Annotated in this window: 9 protein-coding genes and 1 pseudogene; 7 read left to right on the top strand and 3 right to left on the bottom strand. The window is 62.6% G+C overall.

Annotated elements, in window-relative coordinates:
* Nucleotides 1–36: 36 nt before the first annotated feature.
* The 6 genes and pseudogenes from AACR93_RS01045 (at nucleotide 37) to repC (ending at nucleotide 4,659) form a co-directional block, all read left to right on the top strand.
* A complete protein-coding gene (locus AACR93_RS01045; protein ID WP_052497046.1) occupies nucleotides 37–468 on the top strand; it encodes a plasmid mobilization protein in 432 nt (143 codons plus the stop codon).
* Nucleotides 452–892, top strand: a pseudogene (locus AACR93_RS23120) (relaxase/mobilization nuclease domain-containing protein); the annotation flags it as partial. The gene AACR93_RS01045 and the pseudogene AACR93_RS23120, both read left to right, overlap by 17 nt.
* A 331-nt stretch (nucleotides 893–1,223) precedes the next feature.
* Complete coding sequence (locus AACR93_RS01040; RefSeq protein WP_043849882.1) at nucleotides 1,224–1,907, top strand: hypothetical protein; 684 nt, start codon at nucleotides 1,224–1,226, stop codon at nucleotides 1,905–1,907.
* Between the two features lie 35 nt (nucleotides 1,908–1,942).
* Nucleotides 1,943–2,869: a hypothetical protein gene (locus AACR93_RS01035; protein WP_231556891.1), complete on the top strand. Its 927-nt coding sequence runs from the start codon at nucleotides 1,943–1,945 to the stop codon at nucleotides 2,867–2,869.
* Between the two features lie 70 nt (nucleotides 2,870–2,939).
* Nucleotides 2,940–3,803: a helicase RepA family protein gene (locus tag AACR93_RS01030; protein ID WP_043849880.1), complete on the top strand. Its 864-nt coding sequence runs from the start codon at nucleotides 2,940–2,942 to the stop codon at nucleotides 3,801–3,803.
* A complete protein-coding gene (gene repC / locus AACR93_RS01025) occupies nucleotides 3,793–4,659 on the top strand; it encodes a replication protein C, IncQ-type (protein ID WP_043849879.1) in 867 nt (288 codons plus the stop codon). The genes AACR93_RS01030 and repC overlap by 11 nt, the downstream gene beginning before the upstream one ends.
* A 127-nt stretch (nucleotides 4,660–4,786) precedes the next feature.
* Here repC and katG read toward each other — a convergent pair whose 3' ends face one another.
* Genes katG through AACR93_RS01010 form a run of 3 tightly spaced genes read right to left on the bottom strand, consistent with a single transcriptional unit; the run spans nucleotide 4,787 to nucleotide 8,170 of the window.
* Nucleotides 4,787–6,970, bottom strand: coding sequence for a catalase/peroxidase HPI (katG, locus tag AACR93_RS01020; protein ID WP_043849878.1), 2,184 nt, complete (start codon nucleotides 6,968–6,970; stop codon nucleotides 4,787–4,789).
* Nucleotides 6,971–7,010: 40 nt separating this feature from the next.
* Nucleotides 7,011–7,505 carry a Dps family protein gene (locus AACR93_RS01015; protein WP_031943103.1) on the bottom strand — a complete coding sequence of 165 codons (495 nt, stop codon included), beginning with the start codon at nucleotides 7,503–7,505 and terminating at the stop codon, nucleotides 7,011–7,013.
* Between the two features lie 47 nt (nucleotides 7,506–7,552).
* Nucleotides 7,553–8,170, bottom strand: coding sequence for a recombinase family protein (locus AACR93_RS01010; RefSeq protein WP_031943104.1), 618 nt, complete (start codon nucleotides 8,168–8,170; stop codon nucleotides 7,553–7,555).
* Nucleotides 8,171–8,317: 147 nt separating this feature from the next.
* Between AACR93_RS01010 and AACR93_RS01005 the strand changes: the two genes are divergently transcribed.
* Nucleotides 8,318–11,284 (top strand): Tn3 family transposase, encoded by a 2,967-nt coding sequence (locus AACR93_RS01005; RefSeq protein WP_043849877.1) that lies wholly within the window; start codon nucleotides 8,318–8,320, stop codon nucleotides 11,282–11,284.
* Nucleotides 11,285–11,544 lie beyond the last annotated feature (260 nt).

Here is an 11,544-nt window from a genome sequence, read left to right as displayed (position 1 = left end):
GTTTCGCTTCGCTTCACTTGCTGGAGGGCTTCGCCCATGAACACTGACGAATCCAAGCGCCGCCGCCGTGGGCCTGCGCCGCTCGACGCCACGGACAAGCGCGGCCATACCGTTTCGGTGCGCCTCAACGATGCCGAGCTTGCGCGGCTTGATTCGCAGCGTGACGCCGTGCAGATGCAGCGGGGCGAGTACCTACGCGCCGCCGCCCTGCATCGCCTGCCGCCCACCATCCCGGCAGCGAACCGGGAACAGTGGGCCGAGTTGGCCCGCACAGCGGCCAACCTGAACCAGATCGCCCGGCACCTGAACGAAGGGCTGCGGGGCGACGGGGAGCGCATCGGCAAGGCGCTGGGCTTGCAGTTGAGCGCCGAGCTTGCCAACTGCCTGCGCGTGCTGATGCTCGTGCGCTGCGACCTGATAGGCGTCAAGCACGACGCCGAGGACGTGGAAGATGAAAGCGAAGGTTAGCCGTGGCGGCGGCTTTCGCGGTGCGCTGAACTACGTTTTTGACGTGGGCAAGGAAGCCACGCACACGAAAAACGCGGAGCGTGTCGGCGGCAACATGGCCGGGAGCGACCCCCGCGAACTGTCGCGGGAGTTCTCCGCCGTGCGCCAGTTGCGCCCAGACATCGGCAAGCCCGTCTGGCATTGCTCGCTGTCACTGCCCCCCGGCGAGCACCTGAGCGCCGAGAAATGGGAAGCCGTGGCGGCAGACTTCATGCAGCGCATGGGCTTTGACCAGACCAATACGCCGTGGGTGGCCGTGCGCCACCAGGACACGGACAAGGATCACATTCACATCGTGGCCAGCCGAGTAGGGCTGGACGGGAAAGTGTGGCTAGGCCAGTGGGAAGCCCGCCGCGCCATCGAGGCGACCCAAGAGCTTGAGCGTACCCACGGCCTGACCCTTACGCCGGGGCTGGGCGATGCACGGGCAGAGCGCCGCAAGCTGACCGACAAGGAGATCAACATGGCCGTGAGGACGGGCGAAGAACCGCCGCGCCAGCGCCTGCAACGGCTGCTGGACGAAGCGGTGAAGGACAAGCCGACCGCGCCAGAACTGGCCGAGCGGCTACAGGCCGCAGGCGTGAGCGTCCGGGCGAACCTTGCCAGCACCGGGTGCATGAATGGCTTTTCCTTCGAGGTGGCCGGGGTGCCGTTCAAGGGCAGCGACTTGGGCAAGGGCTACACATGGGCGGGCCTACAGAAAGCAGGGGTGACATATGACGAAGCTAGAGACCGTGCGGGCCTTGAACGATTCCGGCCCACAGTTGCAGATCGTGGAGAGCGTCAGGACGTTGCAGCAGGCCGTGAGCCAGATGCACGAGGACTTGAAGCGCCTACCGGGCGCAGTCTCGACCGAGACGGCGCAAGCCTTGGAACCGCTGGCACGACTCCGGCAGGACGTCACGCAGGTTCTGGAAGCCTACGACAAGGTGACAGCACACCAGCGCAAGGCACTGGACGAGCTGACGCAGCAGATGAGCGCGAGCGCGGCGCAGGCGTTCGAGCAGAAGGCCGGGAAGCTGGACGCGACCATCTCCGACCTGTCGCGCAGCCTGTCAGGGCTGAAAACGAGCCTCAGCAGCATGGAGCAGACCGCGCAGCAGGTGGCGAGCCTGCCGGGCAAGCTGACGAGCGCACAGCAGGGCATGACCAAGGCCGCCGACCAACTGACCGAGGCAGCGAACGAGACGCGCCCGCGCCTTTGGCGGCAGGCGCTGGGGCTGATTCTGGCCGGGGCCGTGGGCGCAATGCTGGTAGCGACTGGGCAAGTCGCTTTAAACAGGCTAGTGCCGCCAAGCGACGTGCAGCAGACGGCGGACTGGGCCAACACCATCTGGAGCAAGGCCACGCCCAAGGAGCGCGAGTTGCTGAAACAGATCGTCAATCGGCCCGCGAACTAGACCCGACCGCCTACCTTGAGGCCAGCGGTTACACCGTGAAGCGCGAAGGGCGGCACCTGTCCGTCAGGGCGGGCGGTGATGAGGCGTACCGCGTGACCCGCCAGCAGGACGGGCGCTGGCTTTGGTGCGACCGCTACGGCAACGACGGCGGGGACAATATCGACCTGGTGCGCGAGATCGAGCCGGGCACCGGCTACGCCGAGGCCGTCTATCGGCTATCTGGTGCGCCGACAGTCCGGCAGCAGCCGCGACCGAGCGAACCCAAGCGGCAACCGCCGCAACTACCGGCGCAAGGGCTGGCAGCCCGCGAGCATGGCCGCGAATACCTCAAGGGCCGGGGCATCACCTCGGACACCATCGAGCACGCCGAAAAGGCGGGCATGGTGCGCTATGCGGACGGCGGGGTGCTGTTCGTCGGCTATGACCGTGCAGGCACCGCGCAGAACGCCACACGCCGCGCCATTGCCCCCGCTGACCCGGTGCAAAAGCGCGACCTACGCGGCAGCGACAAGAGCTATCCGCCGATCCTGCCGGGCGACCCGGCAAAGGTCTGGATCGTGGAAGGTGGCCCGGATGCGCTGGCCCTGCACGACATCGCAAAGCGCAGCGGCCAGCAGCCGCCCACCGTCATCGTGTCAGGCGGGGCGAACGTGCGCAGCTTCTTGGAGCGTGACGACGTGCAAGCGATCCTGAAGCGGGCCGAGCGCGTCACCGTGGCCGGGGAGAACGAGAAGAACCCAGACGCTCAGGCCAAGGCCGACGCCGGGCACCAGAAGCAGGCGCAGCGGGTGGCCGAAATCACCGGGCGCGAGGTGCGCCAATGGACGCCGAAGCCCGAGCACGGCAAGGACTTGGCCGACATGAACGCCCAGCAGGTGGCAGAGATCGAGGCTGAGAGGGCGCGAAACGAAGAGCTTTCACTGTCAGAGCCGGGGTATGATGGCCCCAGCTTCGGCAGATAAGAGCGCCTGTCAGTCGGTGTGATGAACCGACCGACAGGCTAACCATCATCAACCTGTACAGGAGGCCGATATGGCTATCAACATTATGGAGGCGTTCCAGCAGGAACCGCCACAACTAGACTTCATCTGGCCGGGCTTTCTGGCTGGCACCGTGGGCGCACTGGTGGCCCCCGGCGCGACCGGCAAGAGCTTCTGGGCGCTGGAAGCGGCTATGGCAATTGCTTGCAGTGTCGCAGGCGGCGACGTGGTGAACCTCAAGCCGCAGCACACCGGGCGCGTTGTCTATCTGGCCGGGGAAGATCCCGAACCCGCCCTGATCCGGCGCGTTCACGCCATCGGCCAGCACCTCAACCAGTCGGCCCGCGAAGCCATCGCCGACAACCTGACCCTTGAGCCAATCATGGGCAAGCGCCTGAACGTCATGGACGAGCGGCACCTTGCCCGCGTGGTGGAGTTCTGCGCCGATGCCCGGCTGATCGTGCTGGACACCCTGAGCCGCATTCACAGCCTGGACGAGAACAGCAACGGCGACATGGCGCGGCTTGTTGCTACGTTGGAACACGTCGCGGCCAGCACCGGGGCGTCTGTCCTGTACCTGCACCACGTCAGCAAGGGCAGTGCCCGCGAAGGCCAGACCGACCAGCAGCAGGCGGCGCGGGGCGCTTCGGCCTTGATCGACAATGCCCGCTGGTGCGGCTTCGTTGCCAAGATGACCGAGGACGAGGCCAAGCGCCTGAGCGACCGCGCCTATGACCGGCAACCCATCGGCAACGACCGGCGCGGCTTCTTCGTGCGCTTTGGCGTGAGCAAGCAGAACTACGACGCTACCCCGCTTGACCAGTGGTACGAGCGCCGAGACGGCGGCGTGCTGCTGCCCGTTGAACTGCTGGAAGTGCCGAACGGCAAGAAGGGAGGCAGCCGCGATGAACTTTGAACTTACCCACGTCCGGCACGACCCGGCGCATTGTCTGGCCCCCGGCCTGTTCCGCAGCCTCAAGCGAGGCGAGCGCAAGCGGCTCAAACTGGACGTGACCTACACCCACGGCGACGACTCAATCCGTTTCTGGGGGCCTGAACCGCTGGGCGTTGATGATCTCCGCGTGTTGCAAGGACTGGTGGCAATGGCCGCCGTATCAGGCGAAGGCGGACGCGGCATTGTGCTGTCGCCTGAACCCAAAACTGGGGAAGGGCAGCAGTTGCGGCTTTGGCTCGACCTGAAATGGGATGCCATCGAGAAGGATTCGATGGTAGCCAAGGGCAGCTTTCGCCAGTTGGCCCGAGAGCTGGGCTACGCCGACGACGGCGGCAGCCAGTTCAAGACCATCCGGGAAAGCATCGAGCGTCTGTGGGCTGTATCCGTCATCGTGGAGCGCGGCGGGCGGCGGCAAGGCTTCCGCATCCTGTCGGACTACGCGAGCGACGAGCAGGACGGCAAGCTGTTCGTCGCCCTGAATCCACGGCTGGCCGAGGCCGTCATGGGCGAGCGCCCCCATACCCGCATCGACATGGACGAGGTGCGGGCGCTACAGACCGACCCGGCGCGGCTGATGCACCAGCGCCTCTGCGGCTGGATCGACCCCGGCAAGTCCGGGCGGGTGGAACTGGACACGCTTTGCGGTTACGCATGGCCCGAGCAAGCCACCCCGGAGGCAATGAAGAAGCGCCGCCAGACGGCCCGCAAGGCGCTGGCCGAGCTTGCCGCGTTGGGCTGGACGCTGAACGAGTACGCCAAGGGGAAATGGGAGGTCAAACGGGGGTCGTCTCAGAAAACGGAAAATAAAGCACGCTAAGAAAGTTACGCGTTTCAGTACAGCATTTGCAGATCCAAGTACCGCTGACAAAAGAAGAGAGAGACCGAAAAGCAATTGTTTTTCGGTCTCTCCGGAGAATGTTTAGCAGGCTGTCCTGCTATCCAATCTAGTGCAGATCAAAGCGATCCGCATTCATGACTTTCGTCCAGGCCGCAACAAAATCCTGTACAAACTTGGCCTTGTTGTCGTCCTGCGCGTAGACCTCCGCATAGGCACGCAACACTGAATTTGAACCGAACACCAGATCAACGCGGGTCGCCGTCCACTTGGTTACTCCCGTCTTGCGGTCAACGATGGCGTAGCTGTTACGCCCCGTCGGTTTCCAGCTGTAGGCCATGTCGGTCAGGTTGACGAAGAAATCATTCGTCAGGGTGCCAACACGGTCTGTGAACACGCCATGCGCAGTGCCGTCGAAGTTGGTGCCTAGCACCCGCATGCCTCCTACCAAGGCGGTCATCTCGCACGCGGTCAACCGCATCAGTTGGGCACGATCAAGCAGCAATTCCTCAGCACTGACCACATAATCCTTCTTCAGCCAGTTGCGGAAACCATCGGCCAAGGGTTCAAGCACCTCGAAGGACTCAACGTCGGTTTGTTCTTGCTTGGCATCCCCACGGCCTGGGGCGAACGGAACCGATACCTCAACACCAGCCGCTCTGGCTGCTTGCTCAACGCCGACGTTGCCGGCGAGTACGATTACATCGGCAACACTTGCGCCAGTGTCGGCGGCGATCTTTTCATAGATGGCCAGTACCTTCGTGAGTCGTGCCGGTTCATTACCCTCCCAGTCCTTCTGCGGAGCAAGGCGAATACGTGCGCCGTTCGCTCCGCCGCGCTTGTCCGAGCCACGGAAGGTGCGAGCGCTGTCCCAGGCGGTTGAGACCATCTCACAGATTGTGAGACCGGCGGCGACAATTTTCCCCTTGACGGCAGCAACGTCGTAGTCCTTGCGACCGGCTGGCACCGGGTCTTGCCAGACGAGGTCTTCGGCCGGCACGTCCGGGCCGATGTAACGCGACTTCGGCCCCATGTCACGGTGGGTCAGCTTGAACCAGGCACGGGCGAAGACTTTCTCGAAATACGCTGGATCATCGCGAAAACGCTCGGCAATCTTGCGATATTCAGGATCGAACTTCATCGCCATGTCCGCGTCGGTCATGATCGGCTTATGGCGAATTGACGGGTCTTCGACGTCGACCGGCATATCTTCTTCCTTGATGTTGACCGGTTCCCACTGGTGCGCGCCGGCCGGCGACTTCTGTAGCCACCAGTCGTAGCGAAGCAACAAATCGAAGTAGCCACCTTTGCCGGTGTTCCATTTCATCGGATGCGTGGTCCACGCGCCTTCGATGCCGCTTGTTACGGTGTCACGGCCGATGCCGCGCGTGGTGTGGTTTTGCCAGCCGAGGCCCTGCTCTTCGAGTTCGGCACCTTCGGGAGCCGGCCCCAGATTTGCCGCGCTGCCATTGCCGTGCGTCTTGCCGACGGTGTGACCGCCGCCCGTCAGCGCCACGGTTTCCTCGTCGTTCATCGCCATGCGCGCGAAGGTAATACGCACGTCGTGGGCCGTCTTGAGCGGATCGGGCTTGCCGTCGACACCTTCCGGATTCACGTATATCAAACCCATCATCACGGCTGCCAGCGGGTTTTCGAGGTCGCGTTCGCCGGAGTAGCGGCTGCCAGCGCTACCACTGGGAGCAAGCCATTCCTTCTCAGAACCCCAATAGGTGTCCTTCTCGGGGTGCCAGATGTCTTCGCGACCGAAGGCGAAGCCAAAGGTTTTCAGGCCCATCGACTCGTAGGCCATGTTGCCAGCGAGAATGATCAGGTCGGCCCAGGAGAGCTTGTTGCCATACTTTTTCTTGATCGGCCAGAGCAGGCGGCGCGCCTTGTCGAGGTTGGCATTGTCCGGCCACGAGTTGAGCGGGGCGAATCGCTGGTTGCCTGTGCCACCGCCGCCGCGTCCGTCAGCGATACGGTAAGTGCCGGCTGAGTGCCAAGCCATGCGAATCATCAGCCCGCCATAGTGGCCCCAGTCGGCTGGCCACCAGGACTGGCTGTCGGTCATCAGCGCTTTGAGGTCATTTTTCAGCGCTTGAACATCGAGCTTCTTGAGTTCTTCGCGATAGTTGAAGCCCGTACCCAGCGGGGTGGTCTTGCTGTCGTGCTGGTGCAGGATGTCCAGGTTCAGGGCTTTGGGCCACCATTCCATGGTCTGCATGCTGGCCGATGTAGCGCCTCCGTGCATGACCGGACATTTTCCAGAAGAACTTGCGTCTTTGTTTTCCATGTGTCACTCCTTTGCTTACGTTGTAAACAGAAATGGTGATTTACTCTTCGAGTAAGCTCCGCAACATCCAAGCCGTTTTTTCATGGACATCGATGCGCTGGGTCAGCACATCCGCTGTAGGTTGGTCGTTGGCTTCATCCACCACCGGGAAGAGTTTGCGGGCAGTTCTGGCGGTAGCTTCTTGCGCTGCGACCAGATAGGCGATCATCTCGTTGGCTTTGGGCACACCCTCGACCTCCTGGATTGAGGCAAGCTTGACGAATTCCTTGTAGGTGCCCGGCGCCGGGAAACCCAAGGCACGGATGCGCTCGGCGATCACATCCAACGCATTCCACTGTTCGGTGTATTGGTCCATGAACATCATGTGCAGGCTGTTGAACTGCGGCCCGGTCACATTCCAATGGAAGTTGTGCGTCATCAAGTACAGGGTGTAGCTGTCGGCCAGTAGCGCGGACAATCCGTCGGAAATTTTCTTCCGGTCAGCCTCTGAAATTCCGGTATTCATGGGCATTGATTTTACTTTCTTTTCTTTCATGGTGCTTTCCTTTCGTTGAGATAAATTGAATGGGCATGCTAACGCGCTCATCGATCCTGATTGAGAAGCTTGACTCCATCGGGACGTAGCTCGCCTTTTGGTGAAATACATCGATACAAGGTCTGACGTGTAATACCGAGTTCCACACACAAATCGCCGACCTTGGTTTCTGGTTGCCCCATTGCCGCCATTGCCAAGCGCAACTTGGCGGGCGTCATCTTGAACGGCCGGCCACCCTTTCGACCGCGTGCCCGTGCCGAAGCCAAGCCCGCCACGGTGCGCTCAGCGATTAGCTCTCGCTCGAACTCGGCCAGCGCAGCGAAGATGCCGAAGACCATCTTCCCGGCAGCGGTCGTCGTATCAATGGCCGCGCCGTGACCGGTCAGCACCTTGAGGCCGATGCCGCGCCCGGTAAGGTCGTGCACAGTGTTGATCAAATGACGTAGGTCGCGTCCGAGTCGATCCAGTTTCCACACGACCAGCGTATCGCCTTGCCGTAATGCCTTCAGGCAGCTCGCCAATCCGGGCCGGTCCTCACGCTTTCCGGATGCTTGGTCTTCGTAGAGCTGATATGGGTCGACGCCAGCGGCGGTCAGCGCATCGCGTTGCAAGTCGGTGGCCTGGGAACCATCCGCTTTCGATACCCGCATGTAGCCAATCAGCATTTTGATCCTGTCACATATACGTTCGATTATGTGACACTGTGATTTTGGCACGCGACGGTGTCAATATATGTCACTTAATCCGTCACCTTTTCTAAGGTGTGTAAACGGTCATTGTAGTAAAAGATGTGACAAATAAAAGGAATTCGCATGCCCCGCCGTTCGATTCTCTCCGCCGCCGAGCGCGAAAGCCTGCTGGCGTTACCGGACATCAAAGACGATCTGATCCGACATTACACGTTTAGCGATAGCGACCTGTCCATCATCCGGCAACGGCGCGGCCCAGCTAACCGGTTGGGCTTCGCCGTACAGCTTTGCTACCTGCGCTTTCCTGGCGTAATCCTGGGTGTCAATGAACCGCCGTTTCCGTCTTTGCTGAAGCTGGTCGCCGACCAGCTCAAGGTCAGCATTGAAAGCTGGGACGAGTATGGGAAGCGAGAGCAGACCCGGCGCGAGCACCTGGTCGAACTGCAAACGGTGTTCGGCTTCCAGCCGTTCACCATGAGCCACTACCGGCAGGCCGTCCACACGCTGACCGAGCTGGCCATGCAAACCGACAAGGGCGTGGTGCTGGCCAGCGCCTTGATCGAGCATCTGCGGCGACAGTCGGTCATTCTGCCTGCCCTTAACGCCGTCGAGCGGGCGAGTGCCGAGGCGATCACCCGCGCCAACCGACACATCTACGACGCCTTAGCCGAACCGCTGTCGGATGCGCATTGCCGTCGCCTCGATGACCTGCTCAAGCGCCGGGACAACGGCAAGACGACCTGGCTGGCCTGGCTGCGCCAGTCACCTGTCAAGCCAAATTCGCGGCACATGCTGGAGCACATCGAACGCCTCAAGGCGTGGCAGGCACTTGACCTGCCTTCTGGCATCGAGCGGTTGGTTCACCAGAACCGGCTACTCAAGATCGCCCGCGAGGGCGGCCAGATGACGCCCGCCGATCTGGCCAAGTTCGAGCCGCAGCGGCGCTACGCGACCTTGGTGGCGCTCACCATCGAAGGTATGGCCACCGTCACCGACGAAATCATCGACCTGCACGACCGTATCCTGGGCAAGCTGTTCAACGCCGCCAAGAACAAGCATCAGCAGCAGTTCCAGGCGTCCGGCAAGGCGATCAACGCTAAGGTGCGGCTGTTCGGCCGCATCGGCCAGGCGCTGATCGAGGCCAAGCAAGCGGGCCGCGACCCGTTCGCCGCCATCGAGGCCGTCATGTCCTGGGACGCCTTCGCAGAGAGCGTCACCGAGGCGCAGAAGCTCGCGCAGCCCGAGGACTTCGATTTCCTGCACCGCATCGGCGAGAGTTACGCCACGCTTCGCCGCTACGCGCCGGAATTCCTCGCCGTGCTCAAGCTACGGGCCGCGCCCGCTGCCAAGGACGTGCTCGACGCCATCGAGGTACTGCGCGGCATGAACAGCGACAACGCCCGCAAGGTGCCAGCCGACGCGCCGACCGACTTCATCAAACCGCGCTGGCAGAAACTGGTGATGACCGACACCGGCATCGACCGGCGTTACTACGAACTGTGCGCGCTGTCGGAGATGAAGAACGCGCTGCGTTCCGGCGACATCTGGGTGCAGGGATCGCGCCAGTTCAAGGACTTCGAGGACTACCTGGTGCCGCCCGCGAAGTTCGCCAGCCTCAAGCGGTCCAGCGAATTGCCGCTGGCCGTGGCCACCGACTGCGAACAATATCTGCATGAACGGCTGACGCTGCTGGAAGCGCAGCTCGACACCGTTAACCGCATGGCGCTGGCCAACGAGCTGCCGGACGCCATCATCACGGAGTCGGGCCTGAAGATCACGCCGCTCGATGCGGCGGTGCCCGACACCGCGCAGGCCCTGATCGACAAGACGGCGATGATTCTGCCGCACGTCAAGATCACCGAACTGCTGCTGGAGGTGGACGAATGGACGGGCTTCACCCGGCACTTCGCGCACCTGAAATCGGGCGACTTGGCCAAGGACAAGAACTTGCTGCTAACCACGATCCTCGCCGACGCGATCAACCTGGGTCTGACCAAGATGGCTGAGTCCTGCCCGGGCACGACCTACGCCAAACTAGCTTGGCTGCAAGCCTGGCACATCCGCGACGAAACCTACGGAGCGGCGCTGGCCGATCTGGTCAACGCGCAGTTCCGGCATCCATTCGCTGGGCATTGGGGCGACGGAACCACTTCATCGTCGGACGGCCAAAATTTCCGCACCGGCAGCAAGGCCGAGAGCACCGGCCACATCAACCCGAAATACGGTAGCAGCCCCGGCCGGACGTTCTATACCCACATTTCTGACCAGTACACGCCGTTCCACACCAAGGTCGTGAACGTCGGCGTGCGCGATTCGACCTACGTCCTCGACGGCCTGCTATACCACGAATCCGATTTGCGCATCGAGGAGCACTACACCGACACGGCGGGCTTCACCGATCACGTGTTCGCACTGATGCACCTGCTGGGCTTCCGCTTCGCGCCGCGCATCCGTGACCTGGGCGACACCAAGCTCTACATCCCGAAGGGCGATGCCGCCTACGAGGCGCTGAAACCGATGATCGGCGGCACGCTCAAGATCAAGCACGTCCGCGCTCATTGGGACGAAATCCTGCGGCTGGCCACTTCGATCAAGCAGGGCACGGTGACGGCCTCGCTGATGCTCAGGAAGCTCGGCAGCTACCCGCGCCAGAACGGCTTGGCGGTCGCCCTGCGCGAGCTGGGGCGCATCGAGCGCACCCTGTTCATCCTGGACTGGCTGCAAAGCGTCGAACTGCGCCGCCGCGTGCATGCCGGGCTGAACAAGGGCGAAGCGCGCAACGCGCTGGCCCGCGCCGTGTTCTTCAACCGCCTGGGCGAAATCCGCGACCGCAGTTTCGAGCAACAGCGCTACCGCGCTTCCGGCCTCAACCTGGTGACGGCCGCCATCGTGTTGTGGAACACGGCCTACCTGGAACGGGCCGCGAACGCCTTGCGCGGCCACGGCCAAGCCGTCGATGATGCCCTGTTGCAGTACCTGTCGCCGCTCGGCTGGGAGCACATCAACCTGACCGGCGATTACCTGTGGCGCTGCAGTACCAAGGTCGGCGCAGGAAAATTCAGGCCGCTACGGCCACTTCACCCGGCTTAACGTGCTTTATTTTCCGTTTTCTGAGACGACCCCAAACGGCCCGGCACCCCCACGGTAACTCTCCCCAACCCCCGGCGTAACTCTCCCCAACCCCCGGCGTAACTCTCCCCAACCCCCGGCGTAACTCTCCCCGCCCCGATCTGGAAAACCCAGACGGGGCGCGGCTTTGCGGGCGATTCGCAAAATCCATCCAAGATTCTCCAAGAATCTCCACTAGGCGCAGCACAGCCCGCGCCCTGTCGGCGCGGTCTGGCATTGCC

The organism is Aeromonas sp. L_1B5_3, assembly GCF_963866575.1.
Classification (GTDB): domain Bacteria; phylum Pseudomonadota; class Gammaproteobacteria; order Enterobacterales; family Aeromonadaceae; genus Aeromonas; species Aeromonas jandaei.
Note: the sequence above shows the minus strand (reverse complement) of the source record. Positions and strands in the feature narration are given on the sequence as shown.

What these genes read in the sequence shown, in the direction of transcription:
- AACR93_RS01045 (WP_052497046.1), top strand. Translation starts at nt 37, where the DNA reads ATGAACACTGACGAATCCAAGCGCCGCCGCCGTGGGCCTGCGCCGCTC.
- AACR93_RS01040 (WP_043849882.1), top strand. Translation starts at nt 1,224, where the DNA reads ATGACGAAGCTAGAGACCGTGCGGGCCTTGAACGATTCCGGCCCACAG.
- AACR93_RS01030 (WP_043849880.1), top strand. Translation starts at nt 2,940, where the DNA reads ATGGCTATCAACATTATGGAGGCGTTCCAGCAGGAACCGCCACAACTA.
- repC (WP_043849879.1), top strand. Translation starts at nt 3,793, where the DNA reads ATGAACTTTGAACTTACCCACGTCCGGCACGACCCGGCGCATTGTCTG.
- katG (WP_043849878.1), bottom strand. Translation starts at nt 6,970, where the DNA reads ATGGAAAACAAAGACGCAAGTTCTTCTGGAAAATGTCCGGTCATGCAC.
- AACR93_RS01015 (WP_031943103.1), bottom strand. Translation starts at nt 7,505, where the DNA reads ATGAAAGAAAAGAAAGTAAAATCAATGCCCATGAATACCGGAATTTCA.
- AACR93_RS01010 (WP_031943104.1), bottom strand. Translation starts at nt 8,170, where the DNA reads ATGCTGATTGGCTACATGCGGGTATCGAAAGCGGATGGTTCCCAGGCC.
- AACR93_RS01005 (WP_043849877.1), top strand. Translation starts at nt 8,318, where the DNA reads ATGCCCCGCCGTTCGATTCTCTCCGCCGCCGAGCGCGAAAGCCTGCTG.